This is a genomic window from Pseudarthrobacter humi (assembly GCF_024294965.1).
Taxonomy (GTDB): Bacteria; Actinomycetota; Actinomycetes; order Actinomycetales; family Micrococcaceae; genus Arthrobacter; species Arthrobacter humi.
This window is the reverse complement of sequence record NZ_JANCLV010000004.1, coordinates 126,208-147,803: the sequence shown is the minus strand read 5'-3', so window position 1 is coordinate 147,803 and position 21,596 is coordinate 126,208. Positions and strand designations below refer to the sequence as shown.

At 65.7% G+C, this 21,596-nt stretch carries 23 protein-coding genes; 13 read left to right on the top strand and 10 right to left on the bottom strand.

Annotated elements, in window-relative coordinates:
- Positions 1-11 precede the first annotated feature (11 nt).
- Positions 12-869 (bottom strand): alpha/beta fold hydrolase, encoded by an 858-nt coding sequence (locus NFC73_RS07865; protein WP_254749088.1) that lies wholly within the window; start codon positions 867-869, stop codon positions 12-14.
- Positions 870-936: 67 nt separating this feature from the next.
- Between NFC73_RS07865 and lysS the strand changes: the two genes are divergently transcribed.
- The 4 genes from lysS to NFC73_RS07845 all read left to right on the top strand — a co-directional run bounded on the left by lysS (position 937) and on the right by NFC73_RS07845 (position 5,223).
- Positions 937-2,469: a lysine--tRNA ligase gene (lysS, locus tag NFC73_RS07860; RefSeq protein ID WP_254749086.1), complete on the top strand. Its 1,533-nt coding sequence runs from the start codon at positions 937-939 to the stop codon at positions 2,467-2,469.
- 2 nt (positions 2,470-2,471) lie between these two features.
- On the top strand, positions 2,472-2,651 hold the full coding sequence (locus NFC73_RS07855) for a hypothetical protein (RefSeq protein ID WP_141139155.1): 180 nt from the start codon (positions 2,472-2,474) through the stop codon (positions 2,649-2,651).
- A gap of 144 nt (positions 2,652-2,795) precedes the next feature.
- Positions 2,796-3,125: a histone-like nucleoid-structuring protein Lsr2 gene (locus NFC73_RS07850; RefSeq protein WP_254749084.1), complete on the top strand. Its 330-nt coding sequence runs from the start codon at positions 2,796-2,798 to the stop codon at positions 3,123-3,125.
- A 295-nt stretch (positions 3,126-3,420) separates the two neighbouring features.
- Positions 3,421-5,223: a PxKF domain-containing protein gene (locus NFC73_RS07845; RefSeq protein ID WP_254749082.1), complete on the top strand. Its 1,803-nt coding sequence runs from the start codon at positions 3,421-3,423 to the stop codon at positions 5,221-5,223.
- A gap of 15 nt (positions 5,224-5,238) precedes the next feature.
- Here NFC73_RS07845 and NFC73_RS07840 read toward each other — a convergent pair whose 3' ends face one another.
- Positions 5,239-5,718 (bottom strand): anthrone oxygenase family protein, encoded by a 480-nt coding sequence (locus NFC73_RS07840; RefSeq protein WP_254749080.1) that lies wholly within the window; start codon positions 5,716-5,718, stop codon positions 5,239-5,241.
- 154 nt (positions 5,719-5,872) lie between these two features.
- On the opposite strand from NFC73_RS07840, the gene NFC73_RS07835 reads away from it, so the two are divergent.
- The 5 genes from NFC73_RS07835 to dhaM all read left to right on the top strand — a co-directional run bounded on the left by NFC73_RS07835 (position 5,873) and on the right by dhaM (position 11,677).
- Positions 5,873-8,365 (top strand): ATP-dependent Clp protease ATP-binding subunit, encoded by a 2,493-nt coding sequence (locus NFC73_RS07835; RefSeq protein ID WP_254749078.1) that lies wholly within the window; start codon positions 5,873-5,875, stop codon positions 8,363-8,365.
- A 218-nt stretch (positions 8,366-8,583) separates the two neighbouring features.
- Positions 8,584-9,093, top strand: a complete 510-nt coding sequence (locus tag NFC73_RS07830; RefSeq protein WP_254749076.1) for an amino-acid N-acetyltransferase — start codon at positions 8,584-8,586, stop codon at positions 9,091-9,093.
- Positions 9,094-9,336: 243 nt separating this feature from the next.
- A complete protein-coding gene (dhaK, locus tag NFC73_RS07825) occupies positions 9,337-10,338 on the top strand; it encodes a dihydroxyacetone kinase subunit DhaK (protein ID WP_254749074.1) in 1,002 nt (333 codons plus the stop codon).
- A gap of 2 nt (positions 10,339-10,340) precedes the next feature.
- Positions 10,341-10,973: a dihydroxyacetone kinase subunit DhaL gene (gene dhaL / locus NFC73_RS07820; protein ID WP_254749072.1), complete on the top strand. Its 633-nt coding sequence runs from the start codon at positions 10,341-10,343 to the stop codon at positions 10,971-10,973.
- On the top strand, positions 10,970-11,677 hold the full coding sequence (gene dhaM / locus NFC73_RS07815) for a dihydroxyacetone kinase phosphoryl donor subunit DhaM (protein ID WP_254749070.1): 708 nt from the start codon (positions 10,970-10,972) through the stop codon (positions 11,675-11,677). Before dhaL ends, dhaM begins: the two co-directional genes overlap by 4 nt.
- 17 nt (positions 11,678-11,694) lie before the next feature.
- On the opposite strand, the gene NFC73_RS07810 is transcribed toward dhaM, so the two are convergent.
- The 5 genes from NFC73_RS07810 to NFC73_RS07790 all read right to left on the bottom strand — a co-directional run bounded on the left by NFC73_RS07810 (position 11,695) and on the right by NFC73_RS07790 (position 14,545).
- Entirely contained in the window at positions 11,695-11,988 is a 294-nt protein-coding gene (locus tag NFC73_RS07810; protein ID WP_254749068.1) for a DUF3040 domain-containing protein, read from the bottom strand.
- Positions 11,989-12,120: 132 nt separating this feature from the next.
- Positions 12,121-12,612: a hypothetical protein gene (locus tag NFC73_RS07805; RefSeq protein WP_254749066.1), complete on the bottom strand. Its 492-nt coding sequence runs from the start codon at positions 12,610-12,612 to the stop codon at positions 12,121-12,123.
- Positions 12,613-12,648: 36 nt separating this feature from the next.
- Positions 12,649-13,080 (bottom strand): DUF3592 domain-containing protein, encoded by a 432-nt coding sequence (locus tag NFC73_RS07800; protein WP_254749064.1) that lies wholly within the window; start codon positions 13,078-13,080, stop codon positions 12,649-12,651.
- 3 nt (positions 13,081-13,083) lie between these two features.
- A complete protein-coding gene (locus NFC73_RS07795; protein WP_254749062.1) occupies positions 13,084-13,515 on the bottom strand; it encodes a DUF3592 domain-containing protein in 432 nt (143 codons plus the stop codon).
- Between the two features lie 64 nt (positions 13,516-13,579).
- Positions 13,580-14,545 (bottom strand): iron-sulfur binding domain-containing protein, encoded by a 966-nt coding sequence (locus tag NFC73_RS07790; protein WP_254749060.1) that lies wholly within the window; start codon positions 14,543-14,545, stop codon positions 13,580-13,582.
- A gap of 176 nt (positions 14,546-14,721) precedes the next feature.
- On the opposite strand from NFC73_RS07790, the gene NFC73_RS07785 reads away from it, so the two are divergent.
- Positions 14,722-15,405: a hypothetical protein gene (locus tag NFC73_RS07785; protein WP_254749058.1), complete on the top strand. Its 684-nt coding sequence runs from the start codon at positions 14,722-14,724 to the stop codon at positions 15,403-15,405.
- Between the two features lie 131 nt (positions 15,406-15,536).
- Here the strand turns inward: NFC73_RS07785 and disA are convergent, their stop codons facing one another.
- Both disA and NFC73_RS07775 read right to left on the bottom strand, forming a co-directional pair.
- Positions 15,537-16,613, bottom strand: coding sequence for a DNA integrity scanning diadenylate cyclase DisA (gene disA / locus NFC73_RS07780; protein WP_254749056.1), 1,077 nt, complete (start codon positions 16,611-16,613; stop codon positions 15,537-15,539).
- Between the two features lie 252 nt (positions 16,614-16,865).
- On the bottom strand, positions 16,866-17,408 hold the full coding sequence (locus tag NFC73_RS07775; RefSeq protein WP_254749054.1) for a TOPRIM nucleotidyl transferase/hydrolase domain-containing protein: 543 nt from the start codon (positions 17,406-17,408) through the stop codon (positions 16,866-16,868).
- Positions 17,409-17,511: 103 nt separating this feature from the next.
- Here NFC73_RS07775 and NFC73_RS21000 point away from each other — a divergent pair, with 103 nt between their 5' ends.
- The 3 genes from NFC73_RS21000 to NFC73_RS07765 all read left to right on the top strand — a co-directional run bounded on the left by NFC73_RS21000 (position 17,512) and on the right by NFC73_RS07765 (position 20,790).
- On the top strand, positions 17,512-17,793 hold the full coding sequence (locus NFC73_RS21000; RefSeq protein WP_372494599.1) for a GNAT family N-acetyltransferase: 282 nt from the start codon (positions 17,512-17,514) through the stop codon (positions 17,791-17,793).
- 147 nt (positions 17,794-17,940) lie between these two features.
- Positions 17,941-19,554, top strand: a complete 1,614-nt coding sequence (locus NFC73_RS07770; protein ID WP_056347809.1) for a peptide chain release factor 3 — start codon at positions 17,941-17,943, stop codon at positions 19,552-19,554.
- A gap of 6 nt (positions 19,555-19,560) precedes the next feature.
- Positions 19,561-20,790: a beta-ketoacyl-[acyl-carrier-protein] synthase family protein gene (locus NFC73_RS07765; RefSeq protein ID WP_254749052.1), complete on the top strand. Its 1,230-nt coding sequence runs from the start codon at positions 19,561-19,563 to the stop codon at positions 20,788-20,790.
- A 4-nt stretch (positions 20,791-20,794) separates the two neighbouring features.
- Here the strand turns inward: NFC73_RS07765 and NFC73_RS07760 are convergent, their stop codons facing one another.
- Positions 20,795-21,394: a hypothetical protein gene (locus NFC73_RS07760; protein WP_254749050.1), complete on the bottom strand. Its 600-nt coding sequence runs from the start codon at positions 21,392-21,394 to the stop codon at positions 20,795-20,797.
- Positions 21,395-21,596 lie beyond the last annotated feature (202 nt).

Here is a 21,596-nt window from a genome sequence, read left to right as displayed (position 1 = left end):
CGCCTCGCGCCCTAGCCGTCGCTTCCGTTGAGGAACCGGGCGATCCGCACGGCCAGCCTCTTGCCGGGCCTGATGGGTCCTTCGTGCAGCTGGCCGGGGACCACCTGGAAGTTGATGGACGGCACGGCGGCGGCCAGTTGCCGGCCCGTCTCGGCAAAGTACGCCGGACTCCAGCCGCCGCTGAGCATGAGGACGGGTGTGGTGAGGGTGGTGAAATGGTCCAGTTCGGCTTCGGCGTCGAGTACGGCACGCATTTCGGCGACGGCCGTGGGCAGCAGCTGGCGCATCTCCGCGCCCAGGTTGGTCCTGGCAGAGAGGATGCTCAGCATCCGCAGCGCGCCGAGCGGGAGGTAGGACAGCGGACCCGCCGTGGCCAGGCCCTGGACCAGGTGCGCCCAGGCGTGGTTGAGCTGGCCCGCAGCGACGGCATCCTCAAGCTCCGGCCGCCAGCGGTGGCTCAGGTTTCCGGCCAGCGACACCGCCGCGTCATAGGTCACCAGCCGGCCCACGGGCAGGGTCCGGGCCGCCTGCAGCGCCACGAAGCCGCCGTAACTGTGGGCCACCACGTCCGTCGCGCCGGTCTGGCGCATGACCGCCGTAAGGTCGCTGACCTCCGTCTTTACCGAATAGTCCTCCGGCTGCGGGGCTGACCCCGCCCTGCCGCGGCGGTTGTAGCAGTGCACCGGCCGGCCCAGCAGGACGCTGAGCTTCCGGGCAAAAGGCCGGTAGAGGGCGTCGGTGACCAAAGTTCCGTGGATGAGTACGACGCCGGGGGGTCCCGCCGTCGTCGGGTCCAGCCCTGCGGGGGTGCGGAACGAGTGCACGTCGAGGCGCCCGCCGTCGTCCGCTTCAACTTGCCACGTCTCCACAGCCCGAGTCTATGCCTGGGCGTCCGCCGGGAGCCGGTGGTGCGAACTCCCGGTAAACTTGGGAATTGTGACTTCCCAAAACACCCCCACCCCAAAAAATGCCCCAGAGCCGCTCGACGCCAGCGAGCAGATGCGCATCCGCATGGACAAGCGTGCCAAGCTGATCGAGCGGGGCACCGAGGCGTATCCGGTGGGTGTGGAACGCACGCATTCCCTCACGGAGATCCGCGAAAAGTACGCGCACCTTGAGGCTGATGACACCACGGGCGACGTAGTTGGGGTCACCGGCCGCGTGGTTTTTGTGCGCAATACCGGCAAGCTCTGCTTCGCCACGCTCCAGGAAGGCGGCGTTGACGGCAAGGGTACTCGGCTCCAGGCGATGCTCAGCCTGGCCAACGTGGGTGAGGAAGCGCTCGCGGACTGGAAGGCGCTGGTGGACCTCGGAGACCACGTGTTCATCAAGGGGGAAGTGATTTCCTCCCGCCGCGGCGAGCTGTCCGTGATGGCCGAGTCCTGGTCCATGGCCTCCAAAGCGCTCCGTCCGTTGCCGGTGCTGCACGCGGAACTGAACGAGGAGACCCGCGTCCGGCAGCGCTACGTGGACCTGATGGTGCGCGACGAAGCCCGGGAAATGGTCTACACACGCGCCGCGATTACCCGTTCCATCCGCGAGAGCCTGCACCGCCACAGCTACGTCGAAGTGGAAACCCCCATCCTGCAGCTGGTCCACGGCGGCGCCCTGGCCCGCCCGTTCGAGACGCACATGAACGCGTTCGACCAGAAAATGACCCTCCGCATTGCCACCGAGCTTTACCTCAAGCGTGCTGTTGTGGGCGGGATCGACCGCGTCTACGACATGGGCCGCGTCTTCCGCAACGAGGGCGTGGATTCCACCCACAGCCCCGAATTCACCACCCTGGAGTGCTACGAAGCCTGGGCGGACCAGTTCGTCATGGCCGAGCGCATCAAGGAGATCATCCTCGACGCCGCTGACGCCGTGGGTGTGGGCCGCACCCTCCAGACCGAAGCCGGGGAGATCAACCTCGACGGCGACTGGGCCTGGGTTTCGGTTTACCCCGGACTGTCCGACGCCGTTGGCCAGGAAGTCACGCCTGATACGTCGCTTGAGGTGCTGCGCGAGATCGCCCAAACGCACGAGGTCAAGGTGGACCCGAAGTGGGACGCCGAGAAACTGGCCGTGGAGCTGTTCGGTGAAATTGTGGAGCCCACGCTGCTGAACCCCACGTTTGTGTACGACTACCCGCCGTCTGCCCAGCCGCTGGCCCGCCCGCACCGGGAGGACGGCCGGCTGATCGAAGCCTGGGACCTCATCATCGGCGGCATGGAACGCGGCACGGCCTTCTCCGAGCTGATCGACCCCGTCATCCAGCGCGAGCGGCTGACCGAACAGTCGCGGCACGCTGCCGCGGGCGATGTCGAGGCCATGCAGCTGGACGAGGACTTCCTGCGGGCCCTCGAATACGGCGCGCCGCCCATGGGCGGCATCGGCTTGGGTATTGACCGGCTGGTGATGTTGTTCACCGGCGCCGGTATCCGCGAAACCATCCTTTTCCCGCTTCTGAAGCCCGAAGGCCACTAATCATGGAATATGTCGCCGTACTCCTGCCCTCGCTTGTGGTTGGCCTGCTTTTCTGGTTCGCCATGAAATCCATCTTCAATGCCGATAAGTCCGAGCGTAAGGCCGAAGCGCGGGCCAAGGCCGAGGCGGAATCTCGTTCCGCAGCGCCATTGAACGAGCAGAACCCGGAAACGGACAAATAGCTCGAAGAGCTTTCTGCGGGTTCCTGTGGATTTCCACAGGAACCATCCGGCGCTTTGACGCGTTGCCATAAAGAGGTTCATACTTTTAATAGGAACATCCTCATTTTCTGACAACCGAACCTTTCCAAGAGGAAGACATATTTAATGGCACAGAAAGTAAACATCATCCTCGTCGATGATCTGGATGGGGGATCTGCGGACGAGAACGTCCGTTTTGGCCTCGATGGGGTCAGCTACGAAATCGATCTGTCCTCGGCTAACGCGGCCGAGCTCCGTTCTGCCCTGGAGCGCTTTGTTGCCGCCGGGCGCAAGACGTCGGCCGGCAGAGCCACCCGCACCAAAGCGGTGGTTGGCCCCCGTACCAACGACTCCGCGCTGATCCGTCAGTGGGCACGGGATAACGGCTACACGGTTAACAGCCGCGGCCGAATTCAGGCTGAAATCCAGGAAGCCTACCAAAAGGCAAATTCCTGACCCACGTCTCTCTGACGGCGTATTAGGCCCTGTCTTCACCTTCGGGTGGGGGCAGGGTTTTTTGATGCCAATTTGAATGCGCAAAGACGGGCTTGGGTATGCGCAAAATCCTTGCTGACTAACGGCATCCGGGCGTACGGTTGGGCTAATCGTCGCGCAATTTCCTTGGGATGAGCGGACGATTCGGTTTGAGCCTTCGGTCTGGGATGCCCGCTCGAATTCGCCCACTCGAATGTATACGCGGCGGGAGCCTGGAATGTCTGGAATTAGCGGGCCTCGGCGATTTACGGCGGTATTGGCGACGCTGATTCTGCTGCTGGCTGCGCCCCTCGGCGCTCCGGCGTTTGCAAATGATGACGTGCGCTTATACGTCGTCCTGGATTCGACGGAACTCCTGGCCAGCATCAACGCCAGTCCGGGTCCTGCGATTGCCACCGACATCACCTTTGAGGTCTTCAACGCCATTGATGGCGGTCTTGTGCTTGCGATCCCGCAAACGGCCAGTTCGGGCGTGGCAAGCACGTCGTTCGATCTGACGGATGGAACTTACAAGATCAGGGCAACGGCCGCCGGGTTCCTGGAGAGCTGGTACACGATACCGTCAGGTCGCGATGGGAACGCGTTCGCGGAATTGCTTGGCTACCAGGACAGGGACACGTTCGCAACGGCGGATGAGATTGTGGTGGGCTCCGCCACCGGCACCTCAAGCTGGAATTCCGAGGGCTGGACGGTGCTGCATCGCACACCGTCGTCCATCTCCGGGGCCGTGGCAAAGGACTTTTCGGTGGCGGAAGGATCCATGCTGGCCAACGTGAGTGTTGAGCTCTACGACGAGGCCGCGACTGATCCTGACACCGAGCCGGCCGCCACCACGCACACCGACCTGAACGGCTACTACACCTTCCTGGACGTGGCTCCTGGAGCCTACAAGGTGCGCTTCCAACACGGGGGCGAGCAGCGCTGGTGGCCCGAAACGCCTAACCGGGCCGAGGCCGAACCCATCACCCTGACCGGCGCCAACCACTTCAACCTCGCCTACGCAATTTTCCTCGCCACTCCAGCTGTAGTTGATCCGGCACAGATGCTGCACCTCGGCGGTGAGCCTGCCGTCGGCGCCACGCTGACAGCGTCGCCTGACGGCGTTGGCGTTGGTTGGGCCGATGAGGATTGCCTCCAACGGTACAGCTGGTTTGTTGGCACCGAAGAGGTTTCAGGCGCCTTTGGCCCAACGTTTGCAGTGCCCCTCGCCGCCGGCGGGAAATCCGTGACCGCGCGCCTGGACATCGCCGGCGTCGGCTGTACGTACACGACGATGGAGAGCAACGCCGTGGGGCCGGTGGATCCAGGCCTAACCATCAGTGGAGCGAACGTTGTGGTGGCGCCCGTGGACAACGCCGGAAGGACCGATGTGGCCCTGAAATTCGCTGACGTGGGAACGCCCGGCACCACCACTGTCACGCGGCTCGAGTCCGGAGATGCCTACCCCGACGGCGGGTTCTCCTCGCTCACTAGCCCTCCGCTGTACTACGACATCGAAACCACCGCGGTCTTCAGCTCAACGCTCGGGGTCCTTGTCTGCATCACGTTCGACACCTTGGGCATGTCAGATGACCAGGCGGTGGGCCAGCACCTGTACCACTACGTGGACGGGGCCTGGGTGGACATTACCGGACCGCCGACCGGCATCCCCGGCGAAGTGTGCGGCCGGACCACTTCCTTCTCACCATTCGCCGTGGGCCAGCCGCGTTGGCCGTTCCGCGGGTTCGTGGAGCCGGTCGACAACGGCGGCACGCTGAACGCCATGAAGGCCGGCGCTGCCGTGCCCATCAAGTTCGGCGTCGGCGGGAACCGGGGGCTGGATATCCTGGCGGCGGGAGCGCCGTCGTCGTCCGTCATTGCGTGCCCCGGCGGCACCGCCCTGGACGACATCGAACAGACTCTCGCCGCGGGAAACAGTTCGCTGAGCTACGCAGCCAGCTCCGATACGTACACCTACGTGTGGAAAACCCAGAAAGCCTGGGCAGGGACGTGCCGGCAATTCACACTGGGACTGAACGACGGGACAACACACACGGCGCTGTTCGACTTCCGGAAGTAGCGCGCTGTTGCAGTCTCACAGCTGACCCAACGCTGCCCAGGCAACGCTGAGCGCGAGCAGTGCGGCCAGCGACAGCCAGGTGCGGTGGATGTTCCACCGGGTCCACCGGCGTTCGAACGATTTCCTGGCCGCCGCGGCATCTCCAGACGCGGCCGCCAGGTCCAGAGCGTTATTCAAGGGGATGTTCGCGGCGAAGGTGATGACCAGCGTGGCCGTGTAGCAGGCCAGGGAAACAGAGAGGGGGAGTGTGCTGGCAAGCCCGTCGGCCCACGAAAAGGCTGCCGAGCCCGCCAATGCGAGGAAGGCGCCGACGAAGCTCAGCGCGAACACAGGATTCTGGATGGCGGCGTTGATCCCGGACATGGCACCGACAAATGTCCCATCATCGGTGGCGCGCAGCCCCGGCATCACCGAGCAGGCGTAGGAGTAGTAGAGCCCCCCGATCCCGGCGAGGGCTACGGTCGCGGCGGTCATGAGCAGGGCGATGACTTCCATGACGTTTCTCCTTGCTTGAGGTTCTTGCATTGATCCAAGCGGTGCAGGGTGACGGGAGGTTGAACACGTCATGTTTCCCCTGTGGCGAACACGCTCCCCAAGTGGGGGTCCGCCACGTAGCATCAAAGTACGTCGTAGCTAGGAGTGTGGCGAAATGTTTGAGCGATTTACGGACCGTGCCCGTCGCGTAGTTGTGCTTGCCCAAGAAGAGGCACGCATGCTGAACCACAATTACATTGGTACCGAACACATCCTCTTGGGTCTGATCCATGAAGGTGAAGGCGTTGCCGCCAAAGCTCTTGAGTCCTTGAGCATTTCGCTCGACGGCGTGCGCGAGCAGGTGCAGGAGATCATCGGCCAGGGCCAACAGGCCCCGTCCGGGCACATCCCCTTCACCCCGCGCGCCAAGAAAGTGCTGGAACTTTCCCTGCGGGAAGCCCTGCAGTTGGGCCATAACTACATCGGCACGGAGCACATCCTGCTGGGCCTCATCCGTGAAGGTGAAGGTGTTGCCGCCCAAGTGCTGGTCAAGCTCGGCGCAGACCTCAACCGGGTCCGCCAGCAGGTCATCCAGCTCCTCTCCGGCTACCAGGGCAAGGAAACCACCGGTGCCGGCGTCGGTCCGGGCCAGCCCGAAGGCACTCCTGCCGGTTCCGTGGTCCTGGACCAGTTCGGCCGCAACCTCACCCAGGCTGCGCGCGAGAACAAGCTGGACCCGGTGATCGGACGCGAGTCCGAGATGGAACGCGTGATGCAGGTCCTTTCGCGCCGCACCAAGAACAACCCTGTCCTGATCGGTGAGCCCGGCGTCGGCAAGACCGCCGTCGTCGAAGGCCTCGCCCAGGCGATTGTCCGCGGCGACGTCCCGGAAACCATCAAGGACAAGCAGCTGTACACCCTGGACCTCGGTTCACTGGTGGCCGGCTCCCGGTACCGCGGTGACTTCGAAGAGCGCCTGAAGAAGGTCCTCAAGGAAATCCGCACCCGCGGCGACATCATCCTCTTCATCGACGAAATCCACACGCTTGTGGGTGCCGGTGCTGCTGAAGGTGCCATCGATGCTGCGTCCATCCTGAAGCCCATGCTGGCCCGCGGTGAACTGCAGACCATCGGTGCCACCACCCTGGATGAGTACCGCAAGCACATCGAGAAGGATGCCGCACTCGAGCGCCGCTTCCAGCCGATCCAGGTCAAGGAGCCCTCCGTCGCGCACGCGATCGAGATCCTCAAGGGCCTGCGTGACCGCTACGAGGCGCACCACCGCGTCACCATCACCGACGGCGCCCTCGCGTCGGCCGCGAACCTCGCCGAGCGCTACATCTCGGACCGCTTCCTGCCGGACAAGGCGATCGACCTGATCGATGAGGCCGGTGCCCGGTTGCGCATCCGCCGGATGACCGCTCCGCCGGAGCTGAAGGCCATGGATGAGCGGATCGCCAAGCTGAAGATGGAGAAGGAATCCGCCATCGACGCGCAGGACTTCGAAGGCGCCGCTTCGCTCCGGGACAAGGAGCAGAAGCTCATTACCGAGCGCTCCGAGAAGGAACGCCACTGGAAGTCCGGCGGCATGGATGACATTTCCGAGGTGGATGAGGATCTCATCGCCGAGGTATTGGCCAACTCCACCGGCATCCCGGTCTTCAAGCTGACCGAGGAAGAGTCCACGCGCCTGCTGAAGATGGAAGACGAACTGCACAAGCGTGTGGTGGGCCAGAATGAGGCCATCAGGTCCCTGTCCCAGGCAATCCGCCGTACCCGTGCAGGCCTGAAGGACCCCAAGCGTCCGGGCGGCTCGTTCATCTTCGCCGGCCCCACCGGCGTCGGCAAGACCGAGCTCGCCAAGGCCCTGGCCGAATTCCTGTTCGGTGACGAGGACGCCCTCATCACGCTGGACATGTCCGAGTACTCGGAGAAGCACACTGTTTCACGGCTCTTCGGTGCCCCTCCGGGCTATGTCGGCTACGAAGAGGGTGGCCAGCTCACCGAGAAGGTCCGCCGTCGTCCGTTCTCCGTGGTCCTGTTCGACGAAGTGGAGAAGGCGCACGCTGACCTCTTCAACTCACTCCTGCAGATCCTGGAAGACGGCCGTCTGACCGACTCCCAGGGCCGCGTGGTGGACTTCAAGAACACCGTGATCATCATGACCACAAACCTGGGCACCCGGGACATCTCCAAGAGCGTTGCCACCGGCTTCCAGTCCGGCACAGACACGCAGACCGGCTACAACCGGATGCGGGCCCGTGTGACGGAAGAGCTCAAGCAGCACTTCCGTCCGGAGTTCCTGAACCGCGTGGATGACGTTGTGGTGTTCCCGCAGCTCACCCAGGACGAGATCATCGAGATCGTGGACATGTTCGTTGGCCGCCTGGAAAAGCGCCTCAAGGACAAGGACATGGGCATCGAGCTCACCACCGCGGCCAAGGTGCTTCTGGCGACCCGCGGCTACGATCCCGCCATGGGTGCCCGGCCGCTGCGCCGCACCATCCAGCGCGAGATCGAGGACCAGCTCTCCGAGAAGATCCTGTTCGGCGAGCTCCACTCCGGCGACATCGTTGTAGTGGACGTGGATGGCGAAGGCGACGACGCCAAGTTCACGTTCGCCGGCAACGCCAAGCCGCGCATCCCGGAGATCGCCCCCAGCGTCTAACCAGCATCACTGAAAGCCCCGCCTCTCCACCAGGAGACGGCGGGGCTTTCGCCTTAACGGCACAGGGCTGCGTCCGGGGACGCTTCGGCATCGGAGCCATTTGCCGCTTGCTGCTCCTTCGTCGCTCTGACGCAAGCTATACACATGACCCCGGCGCCTTCGCTGTGCCGCTGCCAGAGCGCCCCGGCCACTCGTGCGGCCACCGTAGGATGGATCCTGTGACTGACGCCTTCCATATCCGCCCTGCCCGCACCAGTGATGTCGCCGCCATCAAAAACCTGGTGGCGCCGCTGGCCGAGCAGCGGATTCTGATGGCCAAGGAGACGGTGGCTTACTACGAGAGCCTCCAGGAGTTCCGGATCGCAGAAGCCGACGACGGTGAAGTCATCGGCTGCGGCGCCCTGCACGTTATGTGGGAGGATCTCGCCGAAGTCCGCACGCTGGCCGCATCGGACGCGTGGCGCGGGAAGGGGGTAGGGCATGTGCTGGTGGAAAGCCTGCTGGCCGAGGCCCGTGAACTGGGCGTGGCCCGAGTCTTCTGCCTTACCTTCGAGGTGGATTTTTTCAAACGCCACGGCTTTGAGGTCATGGCCGACCAGACGGCCGTGGACCCGGTGGTCTACTCCGAGCTGCTGCGCTCCCATGACGAAGGCGTTGCCGAGTTCCTGGACCTGGCGCGGGTCAAGCCCAACACCCTGGGCAACACCCGCATGATCAAGTCCCTCTAGGCACCCCCAATCACCCTGCCGCCGACGATAGCGGCAAGAAGTCACCCTGTGACAAAAATAGCTTTATGTCGAATTGATGGATAAACTGACAAGGTTGCAGTGTGGGGCCTGCCGTAAGGGACGGTCATTGGGGGCTGTCCCTTACAGCTTCCGCCGCATCGTCGCAGGCTACCGGACTTCAGGCGCCGGTAGTAGGGTCAAAGTGCATCCTCCAGGACGCACCCACACCCCAGGAGTTCTGCCATGAAAAAGCTCATCAATGATCCCCGTTCCGTGGTTGACGAATCCGTCGAGGGATTCGGTCTGGCCCACGCGGGACTGGTCACCGTCACTGCCGATCCGAAGTACGTCACGCGCAAAGACGCGCCGGTGGCCGGGAAGGTCGGACTCGTTTCCGGCGGGGGCAGCGGCCACGAGCCGCTCCACGCCGGGTTTGTCGGGCTGGGAATGCTCGACGCCGCCGTGCCGGGGGCGGTGTTCACCTCGCCGACGCCGGACCAGATCCTTCCGGCGACGCTCGCCGTTAACTCGGGCGCCGGCGTCGTCCATATCGTGAAGAACTACACCGGCGACGTCCTGAACTTTGAGACCGCAGCGGAACTGGCGCAGGCCGAAGGCGTGGACATCCGCACGGTCCTGGTGAATGACGATGTCGCGGTGGAGGACTCCCTGTATACGGCAGGACGCCGCGGAGTGGGCGGCACTGTTCTGGTCGAGAAAATCGCCGGCGCCGCGGCTGAGCGGGGCGATAGCCTCGATGCCGTGGCCGCGATCGGTGACCGCGTCAACAGCAACGTCCGCACCATGGGGGTCGCGCTGACCGCGTGCACAGTGCCCCATGCGGGATCGCCCAGTTTCGACCTGGCGGATGATGAGATCGAGATCGGCATCGGCATCCATGGCGAGCCCGGTCGGCATAAAATCCCGATGGAGAACGCGGACGGCATCACGGACCGCCTGCTGGACCCGGTCCTCAGCGACCTGGGCATCAGCGGCGGCGAGAAAGTACTGCTGTTCGTCAACGGCATGGGCGGCACCCCCCTGAGCGAGCTGTACATTGTCTACCGCCGCGCTGCCCAGGTGATCACAGAACGGGGGGCCGCCGTCGAACGCTCGCTGGTAGGGAACTACATCACGTCCCTGGAAATGCAGGGCTGCTCCATCTCGGTGCTCCGGCTCGACGATGAACTGACGCAGCTGTGGGACGCTCCGGTCCACACCGCAGCCCTGCGTTGGGGCGTGTAACCGTGGTGCTGGACGTGAACTGGGCCGTCAGATGGCTGACTCTCTGCGCCCAGGCCATGGCGGAAAACCGGGTGTGGCTCATCGAACTCGACCGTGCGATCGGGGACTCGGACCACGGCGAGAACATGGACCGCGGCTTCCAGGCCGTGCTGGAGAAACTGGCTGAAGCGCAGCCTGAGACGCCCGGTGCGGCCCTGAAGCTGACTGCCATGACCCTGATGTCCAAGGTGGGCGGAGCCGCAGGTCCCTTGTACGGAACCGCGTTCCTGCGCGCCTCCACGGCTTTGGGCGACGCCGCCGAGATTGATCCGGGACACCTTGCCGATGCGCTTGTGGCCGCCCGTGACGGGATCGTGGCGCGGGGCAAGGCCGAGTCCGGCGACAAGACCATGGTGGACGCCTGGACCCCCGCCGCGGAGGCAGCGCAGGCTGCCGCTGCGGACGGCACAGACAACGTCCTTGGCGTGCTGGTCGCCGCAGCCGAGGCGGCTGAAGCCGGAGCCGTGGCCACCGATCCGCTGGTGGCCCGCAAAGGCCGCGCCAGCTACCTGGGGGAGCGGAGCGCGGGCCACCGCGATCCCGGGGCCGCCTCCAGCGCCCTCATTCTGCGGGCAGCCGTTGGGGCCGCAGCATGACGGTTCGCCTGGTGGTGGTGTCCCATAGCGAAAAAATTGCCGACGGCGCCGTGGAGCTCGCCGCCCAGATGGCGCCCGACGTCGTCATCCTCGCCGCCGGGGGCACCGCCGACGGCAGGATCGGAACGAGCCTGGAGAAAGTCATGTCTGCCCTGGACAAGGCGGCCGGCGGCGATGGCGTGGTGGTCCTGACGGACCTGGGATCTGCAGTGATGACGGCGGAATCGGCCCTGGAGCTCGTGGAGGAGCCGGCCGGCGTGCTCCTGGCGGACGCGCCCCTCGTGGAAGGCCTCGTGGCTGCCGCCGTGGCCGCACAGGGCGGCGCCGACGTGAAGGCAGTCAAACGTGCCGCCGAAGCGGTCTACGGATTGGGACCGGAGGTGGCGGCTGCTTCGCGGGGGCTCGCCGAAAGCACCGTGGCTGAAGGGTCCGTCACCGGTAAAGGACCGGACTTCACCGGCGACTTCGAACTGGTGAATGAGGCCGGCATGCACGCCCGGCCGGCCGCCAAGATCGCGGGCGGTCTGGCGTCCCTCAACGCCGAAGTCACGGTGAACGGCGTGGATGGCGCGTCAATGACGTCCCTGATGACCCTGGCGGCGGGCAAGGGATCCTTGCTCCATATCGAGGCCTGGGGGCCCGACGCCGAGCGTGCACTGAACTACGTCGGCGGCCTGGTGCAGGCAGGCTTCGGCGAGCCGTAGGCCGTGGCCTGAGCTGCCTATTTCACCTTGCTGCTGCGGCCCAGACTAAAGGACCGTTTGTCCACGAGCAGGTACGTCCCGGCTCCCATCAGCAGGAAGCCGCCGACGCCGACCACGATGATCTGCGTGCTGACCCCGACAATCAGCAACACCAGCCCGAGCAGGCATGCGATGGCACCGAGGTAGATACGGTGCCCAAACCTGAGGCCCACGGAGCCCGTCGAGAGTTCCTCGGCGAGCCTCGGATCCTCTGCGGCCAGGCCAGATTCGAGCTCCTCGAGCTGTTTCCGCTCCCTATCTGAAAGTGGCATCCTTACCCCTTCCCGGCGGGGAACCTGTGCTGAATCCAACGTTGCCGATGCTGGTAATACAGACCGTAGAAGTGTCCTGAGTGGAAGTCAAGGGCGGGTTTGGCTGGGCTTATTTGCCGCCAGCGAGGGCCGTCAAACGGCTTGTCGCAGTCCCTCGGCGTCGAGAATCACCGAAGCCGTGACGAACCTTCCGCAATGCTCACCGAAGGGATAGGCGCCGCGGGGCCGGAAATCCAGGGTGCGCACAGGGAGGGCCCTTCCGCCGGGAGAAGTACCCGTGGCGGTCAGCGCCATCGGGGCTTCCGTGAGGGAATCAAGCATCAGCATCCCGATCATGGTCCCGTCCGGGGAAGCGGTGGCGGAGCAGGCGCCGTCCGGCGTGCAGCCCTGGTCAATCGAGGTGGTGCCGGGAGAAAGTTCGACTGCGGCTTCCTTGCAGACGCCGTCCTGGCAGGCCTTCAGGCGCAGTGATCCCACCTGCGGCACGTACTCCCGGGCCACGGTCACCGAGACCACTGACGCCTGGGCAATCATCGGGCACGGCGGCGGGACCGGGTAGTAGTAGCAACCGGAGGTGAGAACCGCCGTCGTCATCACTGCCAGAAGTACACCGGGCTTGCCCATACTTCAGCGTAAATCCGGAGCCGGAAGCCGGCACTGCTACCAGGAAATTGATGTAAACATTGTTATGGCTGTTGCGCCGAAGATCACCATAATGAGACCCGTCGCCATCCGGCCCTTGGCAACAACAAAGACCGGCAGCGAGGATTCGGCGGGATTGGCCGGGTTGTAGACCACCGGGATGTGGGTGCCGATGATCGCCTGGTCCTGGCTGTAGATATCGGACTGCCCCAGCCAGCGCTTGCCGCCGGCGTCCGCGAATTCATACGACGGCGCAAACCGGTTACGGCCGTTGCTCGCGGGTCCGTCCGTGCCGTGGAGGTTTCCCGTGACGGTGGCCGACGCCTTCTGCCACCCAGCCATGGAACGTTTCCGGCGGAAGGACGCGGCCAGGGACAGCCCCATCAGGATCAGGCCTGCGGCAAGGAAAAGCCCGGGCAGCACGATGAACAGCAGTTTCAGGGAGTCCACGGTTCAGCCCAGCGGGAAGGCGCCGGCGACCCAGAACAGCAGCAGGGCGAAGAATGCGAAGACCGGCATCAGGCACCCGATCACCATCTTGGATTCGGACGCCACCTGGAACGACTGGTTGGGATTTACGGGGTTGTAGGCCACTGCCAGGGGCGATCCCGGTGCCCGCCGGTTGGCGTACGACACCTCGGATTCGCCGGCGTACAGGGTCCCGTTGGGGTCGGCGAACTGGTACGTGGGGTAGAAGCGCCGGCTCCGTGTTGAGCCGCCTCCGCCATGTGTCCAGCCCGCCACGTTGCCGGTGACGGTCGCCTGGACCTTCGGCCAGCCAGCGATCAGTTTTTCCTGCCGCTTGGTTTTCCGCAGCGAACGGACCAGCGCAAAAATGACGCCCGCAACAAACAGCGCCCAGATGACGTACAACACGATTCTCATGAATTCCCCCGGTTCGAGTCACCAGAAAGTATGCCATCCAGCCGCAGGCCACCCTAAAGGCGCCTCAGGCTGGCAGCCGGTAGCCTCCCTGGTGCAGCTCGGCCAGCCCGTCGCCAAGTAGGCCGGCCATGGCACGTTCGAGCTGTTCCGGCGCGGAGTTCAGGCGGTGCAGTGCAGACAGGGGCACGCCGATTCCGTCCGCCGCAAAGCCCAGGTCAGCAGGCTCCCGCTGGAACATTTCCGCCGGCACCGGTGCGTCCGCAAGCCGGAGCACAGCCATCACGGCACCCCGGACCTGCCGGTCAGTTCCGTGCCACGCCTGACCTTTGGGAACGTACGACGGCGGCGGCTCGCCGGCTGCCAGCCAGGCACAGGAGTCCCGCACCGGGCAGTCCGCGCACTTGGGCGCCCGCGCCGTGCAGACCAGCGCCCCCAGTTCCATCACCGCAGCATTCCAGTGCACGGAGGTCCCGACGTCGTCCGGCAGCAGTTCCGCCGCGAGCCGCATCTCCGCAGCGTTCAGCGATGGTGACGGGAGCGCGACGCCGGAAACCAGGCGCGCGTGCACACGCCGGATGTTCGTGTCCACCACTGTCTCCCGGCGTCCGAAGGCAAAGGCGGCAACGGCCGCGGCCGTGTAGCTGCCCACCCCGGGCAGGGCCAGCAGTTCCGTGTAGTTGCCGGGGACACTGCCGCCGTGGTCGCGGACGATGGCAGCGGCGGCTGAGTGCAGGCGGAGTGCCCGGCGGGGGTAGCCGAGCCTGCCCCAGGAGCGGACGGCTTCCCCTGCAGGCTCGCCGGCGAGGGCGGCGGGGGTGGGCCAGCGCTCGAGCCATTCCCGCCAGACCGGCAGCACCCGCACCACTGGGGTCTGCTGCAGCATGATCTCACTGACCAGGACTCCCCACGGTGAGCAGTGGCGTTCGCGCCAGGGCAAGTCCCTCGCCGTCTCGGCGAACCAGCCGGTGATCCTGCGGTGCAGCGCCGCGAGCTGGTCAGGGCGGAGGTCATCCGCACCGAACTGGGCCATAGCGGGGGCGCCGTCCGCGGGCCGGGCTGGGGAAAGGGTTGTAGCGTCGATCCCAACACTGTAGTGGATTCCCGGGAGCCCGCGCGAAGCTGCCGCGGACAAACTGTGACCTAGCGTTGGCCGGGGGACCGGCGTGGTGGGACGGCAGAATCCGGTGGGTTCTCTAGCCTAGAAGGATGGGCAGGCAAGACAATTCATCAGCGCGCAAAACGGCATCCGCATCCGGTCCCCGGGGCCAGTCCGGCGCTACCCGGCAGCCGAGCGCAGCCGTCTACCGCCGCCGTCGGCTGTTTGTGGGAACAGCCTTGCTGATGGCGGTGGCGCTCACGTTCGGCGGCTTTGCCGTGGCCGGTGCCTTCAGCGGCACCGAGCAGGCATCCTCCACCGACGGCGCAACTGAAACGGCCCCCGCACCCGCCCCCTCGCCGTCGGAAACTGCAGGCAGCGAACCCACTCCCACTCCGGCGCCTTCCTGCAACCAAAACCTGGTGACGGTGTCCGCGTCGACCGACAAAGCCGCCTACGGCCCCGAGGAGAACCCGTTGCTCACCCTGAAGGTGACCAACGGCGGAACCATGCCGTGCGAGGTGAACATCGGAACGTCCCAGATGGAGTTCCTGGTGACCAGCGGCGCGGACAGGATCTTCTCGTCCAGGGACTGCCAGGCCACAAGCGAAGACCTCGTGAAGACGATTGCCCCGGGCGCCAGCGAAACGGCGAACTTCCCCTGGAGCCGGAACCGCACGCTGGAAGGCTGCAGCCTCATCGAGGCCAAGCCCGGAGCAGGCGGGGCGTACTACATCTTCACGGCCAAGCTCGGCTCAAGGGCCAGTCCCAAGGCAGTGTTCCAGCTCAGCTGACGCATTACTCTCATCGGTTGATCCCCACCGGCCCCCTCGCCTCGCAAGCTCGGCCAGGGAACCCTGCCGGCGTGGGCCCTCGCCCTGTTGAGGGATCGAAAGGGCCCATGCGGAGCAATGGATGAGGAAATCTAGAGGAAGCGGTCCAGCAGGCTGGCTTCGGCCATGCGGCTCAGGCCTTCGCGGACGGTGCGGGCGCGCTGGTCGCCGATGCCGTCAACGGTCATGAGGTCGTCGATGGTGGCCGCCATCAGGAACTGCAGGCCGCCGAAGTGATCCACCAGGCGGTCGGCAACAGCCTTGGGGACTGCCTTGAGGCCGGACAGCAGCCGGTAGCCGCGCGGCTGAACCACGGCGTCGAGGTTGGCCTCGCCGCCGGCAAAACCCACGATCCCGGAGATCTTGCCGAGGTCGATCAGCTCTGTGGGGCCGAGGTTCACCAGCGCGCTGACGGCCCGTTCGATGTCCTCCGCGGACGCGTCCGGGCCGGAGTAGTCGCGGATGATGACGTCGCTGCCCGGGCCGCGGCCCACCGTGAGCTCATCGAGCTGGAGGGAAAGGAGGCGCCCGTCCTCGCCAAGTTCCAGGACATACTGCGAGATCTCCTCGGAGATCCGGCGGACCATTTCCTGGCGCTGCAGGGTGACGGCGACGTCGCGGACGGTCACCATGGCCTCGATCTCCAGGGCGGACAGGGAACTGGTCACCTGGTCCAGCCGCGAACGGTACCGCTCCAGCGTGGCGAGGGCCTGGTTGGCGCGGGCCAGGACCTTCTCGGATCCCTCCAGCACGTGCCGGAGCCCGTTCACGTACAGCGCGATGATCTGCATGGACTGGCTGACGGAAATCACGGGAACGCCGGTCTGGATGGCCACACGTTCCGCCGTGCGGTGCCGGGTGCCGGATTCCTGGGTTTCGATGCTTGCGTCCGGGACCAGCTGGACCGCGGCGCGCAGAATGTTGCCGGCGTCCTTGTCGCAGATGATGGCGCCGTCCATCTTGGCCAGTTCACGGAGCCTTGTGGGGGAGAAGTCGATGCCGATGTCGAAGCCGCCGGAGCAGATCGAATCGATGGTCCTGTCCGAGCCCAGCACGATCAGCGCGCCGGTGCGCCCGCGGAGGATCCGTTCCAGCCCATCACGTAACGGAGTGCCTGGAGCCACTCTGCCCAGAGTCGCCTTGAGCGATTCTTCGGGGCTCCGAGCCATAGTGTTCCCTTCAAAGGTGCAGGCTGCCGCCCGCAGGTACGCCGGTTTTACACTCAGCCGGCGGGATCAAAAGTATGCAGTTTCCCGCAAGCTCAATGATAGAGGTAAGAAATGCCAACAACCGCACGGACAAGCCCCAAAGTGCCTCGTTAGGGGGTGCCGCGAAGTGCCTCGGGAACGCGTTCGACGACGGCTGTCCGATAAGCATTTTGTGGCCATTCACGAAACAGCCCGCCGGGCGGGGTGGTCACCTCAGAATGATGAAACGAGGCGGTCGAGTGGCGGAGGCGCATGTCCGGCCGGCAACGCGTCGATGAGCAGACGCGCGTATCGAACCTTGTTGCCGCTGCGTCCCCCGAGGAACCGGCGCAACTGCGCCGTTATCGGCCGTTCTCGCTGTGAGGGCTGGCGCTGGAGGATCCGGAACGATGCGAGCTCGCCCTGGGCCGCGATGACGTCGAGCACACCCTCGACGCCAAGGCAGCGGATGAGTTCGTCCTCCAGATCGGCGTGACAGACGTGGAACCCAAGCTCGGACAGCGAACCGGACCCGACGCCTGCCCGGGCGAGCGCTCGAGCGATGCCACGAGACTCCGCTGCATCACACAAGCCGAGCAACCGGTGGCCTGCGCCGTCCGGGCCGTAATGGTCGAGGAAGTGGACGATACTGGTCGCGCCTCCCATCGGCACGACCGTCACTCGCTCGGCTGTCAGGTCATGGCCAAGGCGAAGGGCCAGTGTCTCGACCGCCATCCGGTCACTCTCGCCCTCGACCAACACCGTCGTCGCCTGCATAGATCCAGTATGGTGCGGCTGCCAGGTATTGAATCGGCGCTTGCCGTGGCCGGGGCGTTACTACTGATGATGCGCAGAGGCGATCGGCCCTCATGCGGAGGTCTTGGAAGTGCTCTACCTCGCAGTTGACCCGGAAGCCTGGGGCAAGGGTCTTGCGCGGCAACTCCTTGACCACCTCCGACACCACTCGGTGGAGGCACAGACTCCTATGGAGCTCTGGGTTATCGCCGACAACAAGAGAGCGATCTCCTCCTACGGAAGTGCCGGTTGGGTTCCGACGTCCGAGACCAAGGTCCGCAACTCGGCAGGCCGGCTGGAACGCCGCTACATCCTGTCCCCGCGAAGGCGCCCAGAGAAGCGAAAAGGGCGATGTCCGCAGTCTTGAAGTGCTGGTTTCGGGGGCGATAAGCTGCCGCCTTCGGTGCGGGCCCGCCGCTGCGATAAACTTGGAACTTGGCTGTCACAGAGCCATGCTTCCCCTTGAGGCCTGCCGAGCGCCTTGGGGTAACCCCGCCGCAGCGAAAGTAGCACCGTGTCCCAAGATGTCCTTAGCCCCGCCCGGGTCAACGAGATTCACAAACAGGCGGCCCGGCGTCGGACGTTTGCTGTCATTTCGCACCCCGACGCCGGCAAGTCCACCCTCACCGAGGCGCTGGCCCTGCACGCGAAGGTGATCGGCACCGCCGGGGCCTCCAGCGGCAAGGCCAACCGCAAGGAAACGGTCTCGGACTGGATGCAGATGGAGAAGGACCGCGGCATCTCCATCAGCTCCGCCGCCCTGCAGTTCTCCTACCGGGACACTGTCATCAACCTGCTGGACACCCCCGGCCACGCGGACTTCTCCGAGGACACCTACCGGGTCCTGGCCGCCGTCGACTGCGCCGTGATGCTCGTGGACGCCGCCAAGGGCCTGGAAACGCAGACCATGAAGCTGTTCGAGGTCTGCAAGGCGCGCAACCTGCCCATCATCACCGTGATCAACAAGTGGGACCGGCCCGGCCTGGACGCGCTGGCGCTGATGGACGAGCTCACCGAGCGCACCGGCCTGCAGCCCATGCCGCTGACCTGGGCCGTGGGCATCTCGGGTGACTTCCGCGGTGTCTGGGACCTCCGCCAGGACCGCTTCGCCCGCTTCCAGCGCAACAATTCCGGCGCCAACATTGCCCTGACCGAGTACTTCACCCCCGAAGAGGCCGCGGAGACGCAGGGCAGCAACTGGACCGACGCCGTGGACGAGGCGGGCCTGGTCATCGAGTCCAACCTCGAATTCGACGTCGACGCCTTCCACGCAGGCACCGCCACCCCCATCCTGTTCAGCTCCGCCGCCCTGAACTTCGGCGTGAAGGAACTGCTCGACGCCCTGGTGGACTTCGCGCCGCACGCCGCACCCCGGCCCGACGTTGAGGGCAGCCCGCGCCCCGTTGAATCGTCCTTCTCCGGCTTTGTCTTCAAGGTCCAGGCGGGCATGAACAAGGCCCACCGCGACCACGTCGCCTTCATCCGCGTCTGTTCCGGAGTCTTTGAACGCGGCATGGTGGTCACCCAGACCCGCACGGGAAAGTCCTTCGCCACCAAGTACGCCCAGCAGGTGTTCGGCCGCGAACGCGAGGTCATCGACGAGGCCTACCCCGGCGACGTCGTGGGCCTGGTGAACGCCTCCACACTTCGCGTGGGCGACAGCCTCTTCCTCGAAGGCGCGGTGGAGTACCCTGCCATCCCGCTGTTCGCCCCGGAACACTTCCAGGTGGCCCGGTCCAAGGACCCCAGCAAGTTCAAGCAGTTCCGCCGCGGCATCGAGCAGCTCGAGCACGAGGGCGTCATCCAGGTGCTCCGCTCCGACGTCCGCGGCGACCAGGCGCCGGTGCTTGCCGCCGTCGGACCCATGCAGTTCGAAGTCGTGGAGGACCGGATGGCGCACGACTTCAGCGCGCCCATGCGGCTGGAACGCCTGCCGTACTCCATCGCCAGGATTTCGACGGCGGACGCCATGCCCGCGCTGGCCAACGTGCCCGGCGCCGAGGTGCTGTTGAGGTCCGACGGCGAATACCTCGCCTTGTTCAACGACGTCTGGGCCCTGCGCCGGATCGAGAAGAACCACCCCGATCTGACCCTCGTGCCCATCGGCACCCACAACCCCGCAAAGTAGCGACCAATGCCTGCAGACCAACCCCGCGCACTGATCACCGGCGCCGGCACCATCAACCCGCTCGGCTCCTCCGTGGCGGAAACCTGGACCGGCCTGCTGGCGGGACAGTCCGGCATCGCCGCCCTGGACGAGGACTGGGCGGAGCAACTGCCCGTGCGGATCGCCGGACAGGTCACCGCGGATCTCTCGGAGCATCTCACCACGCGCGAGCTGAAGCGGATGGACCGGTGCGGGCAACTGGCGCTGGTGGCTGCACGGGAAGCCTGGCAGCAGGCCGGGGCGCCCGACGTCGACCCCGAACGGTTCGCCGTGGTGATCGGCTCCGCCTACGGCGGCCTGGGCTCCACCCTCGAACAGGACCGTGCGCTCGCCAGCGGCGGCCCGCGCCGGGTCTCGCCGCACACCCTCACCCGGCTTATGGTCAACGGCCCCGCGGCCTGGGTCTCCATTGACCTCGGCGCCCGCGGCGGAGCCCGGACCCCGGTCAGCGCCTGCGCGTCGGGCGCGGAAGCAATTGTCCAGGGCGCCGAAATGATCCGCTCCGGCGCGGCCGACGTCGTGATTGCCGGTGGCGTGGACGCCTCCGTCAACGACCTGGTGATCACCGGCTTTTCCCAGATCCGGGCACTCTCCACGCGCAACGGCGAACCCCAGTTCGCCTCCCGCCCTTTCGACGGCGGCCGCGACGGCTTTGTCCTCGCGGAAGGCGCCGGAATTGTGGTGCTTGAGAGTGAAGCCCACGCCCTGGCGCGCGGTGCCGCCATCCTCGGCGCAGTGGCCGGCGGGGCGGTAACCTCCGACGCCAACGACATCGTGGCCGCGGACCCGGCCATGCAGCGGCGGGTCATGCAGAAGGCCCTGGAGTCGGCCGGGATGCAGGCTTCGGAAATCGGCTTCGTCCATGCGCACGCCACCTCCACCCCGGTAGGGGACCGGCTGGAGGCGCAGGCCATCAACGCCATTTTCGGTGCCGACGTGCCCGTGACCTCCACCAAGGGCCACACCGGCCACCTGCTGGGCGGCGCCGGTGCGCTCGCGGCGGTTGTGGTGATACAGGCCCTGCAGACCGGTCAGCTCCCCGGAACGGTGAACATCGAGGCGCTGGACCCCGAGGTGCAGCTTAACGTGGTAACGGACAAGGCCCACACGCTGGCGCCCGGCTCGGCCCCTGCCGGTCTGGTGAACGCTTTTGGCTTCGGCGGACACAGCGTTGCCTTGGTGATCACGGCCAGCTAGCCGGTCAGCCAGCGAGCCCATTACCGGTGGCACGGTGGTCCGCGAAATTCCTTCGGGGCTGCGCCGCTGCACCGCGGGTCATTTTCTTGATCTGTTCAGGCCTGAGTCCGGTCAGGGCTGCCAGCTGAAATTCGTCAAGGATCTGCTGCCGGCTGGCCTCGGCAAGCAGATGCAGGCGCGCCATTTCGACCGCCGCCTTCGAGTCCTCCACGGCGGTCAGTTCCTGCAGCAATTGTGAGATCGCCCTGAGGTGATCGGCCGCCGCCAGCCCTGTCGGCTGCAGGTCGTCGAAGGCGCGGCCGGTCCGCCGCACCGCCAGGGCGGACCGGTGGGTGATCCAAGCCAGGTCCGCGACGGGAGTACCGTCCCGGAGGGCCTGTGCCACCAGTTGGTTGAGGGTTGCCCCGAGAGCCCGGATCCGGCTCGACCGGAAGCGGATGGCGCCCTGCTTGTCCGTGAGCAGCCGGCTGAACTCTGCCCGTTGCTGGTCCGCCGCTTGCCGGCGTTGCTCGCCCCGATAGCGGTAGCCTCCCCGGGCTGGGGAGCGCACCGGGTGCCGGAGTGCCCCGCCGTCCCGTGCCGTTGCTGGTTGGTGGCGGGCCATCGGTTCCTCTCCCTTGAACGGTACGCACAACGCTAGGCGCGTCCGCCGCTCCCGGGAAATACCTAAATCCGGTGCGGCAATAAGTGAATCGTGTGGTGTCAGGGCCATAAGGCTTCCTTATCCGTCCACGCAGAATACGTCTTATCCACAGCCGCCAGCAGTCCATAGGCTCGAAAGACACAAGTCCCCTCACTGATGAACC

Excerpts from the sequence above, each read along its gene's own strand:
- dhaK (WP_254749074.1), top strand. The coding sequence starts at position 9,337 with ATGAAAAAGCTCATCAATGATCCCCGTTCCGTGGTTGACGAATCCGTC.
- NFC73_RS07855 (WP_141139155.1), top strand. The coding sequence starts at position 2,472 with ATGGAATATGTCGCCGTACTCCTGCCCTCGCTTGTGGTTGGCCTGCTT.
- NFC73_RS07790 (WP_254749060.1), bottom strand. The coding sequence starts at position 14,545 with ATGGCCCAGTTCGGTGCGGATGACCTCCGCCCTGACCAGCTCGCGGCG.
- NFC73_RS07805 (WP_254749066.1), bottom strand. The coding sequence starts at position 12,612 with ATGGGCAAGCCCGGTGTACTTCTGGCAGTGATGACGACGGCGGTTCTC.
- NFC73_RS07795 (WP_254749062.1), bottom strand. The coding sequence starts at position 13,515 with ATGAGAATCGTGTTGTACGTCATCTGGGCGCTGTTTGTTGCGGGCGTC.
- NFC73_RS07785 (WP_254749058.1), top strand. The coding sequence starts at position 14,722 with ATGGGCAGGCAAGACAATTCATCAGCGCGCAAAACGGCATCCGCATCC.
- NFC73_RS07810 (WP_254749068.1), bottom strand. The coding sequence starts at position 11,988 with ATGCCACTTTCAGATAGGGAGCGGAAACAGCTCGAGGAGCTCGAATCT.
- NFC73_RS07835 (WP_254749078.1), top strand. The coding sequence starts at position 5,873 with ATGTTTGAGCGATTTACGGACCGTGCCCGTCGCGTAGTTGTGCTTGCC.
- disA (WP_254749056.1), bottom strand. The coding sequence starts at position 16,613 with ATGGCTCGGAGCCCCGAAGAATCGCTCAAGGCGACTCTGGGCAGAGTG.
- NFC73_RS07850 (WP_254749084.1), top strand. The coding sequence starts at position 2,796 with ATGGCACAGAAAGTAAACATCATCCTCGTCGATGATCTGGATGGGGGA.
- NFC73_RS07760 (WP_254749050.1), bottom strand. The coding sequence starts at position 21,394 with ATGGCCCGCCACCAACCAGCAACGGCACGGGACGGCGGGGCACTCCGG.
- NFC73_RS07765 (WP_254749052.1), top strand. The coding sequence starts at position 19,561 with ATGCCTGCAGACCAACCCCGCGCACTGATCACCGGCGCCGGCACCATC.
- NFC73_RS07775 (WP_254749054.1), bottom strand. The coding sequence starts at position 17,408 with ATGCAGGCGACGACGGTGTTGGTCGAGGGCGAGAGTGACCGGATGGCG.
- NFC73_RS07840 (WP_254749080.1), bottom strand. The coding sequence starts at position 5,718 with ATGGAAGTCATCGCCCTGCTCATGACCGCCGCGACCGTAGCCCTCGCC.
- dhaM (WP_254749070.1), top strand. The coding sequence starts at position 10,970 with ATGACGGTTCGCCTGGTGGTGGTGTCCCATAGCGAAAAAATTGCCGAC.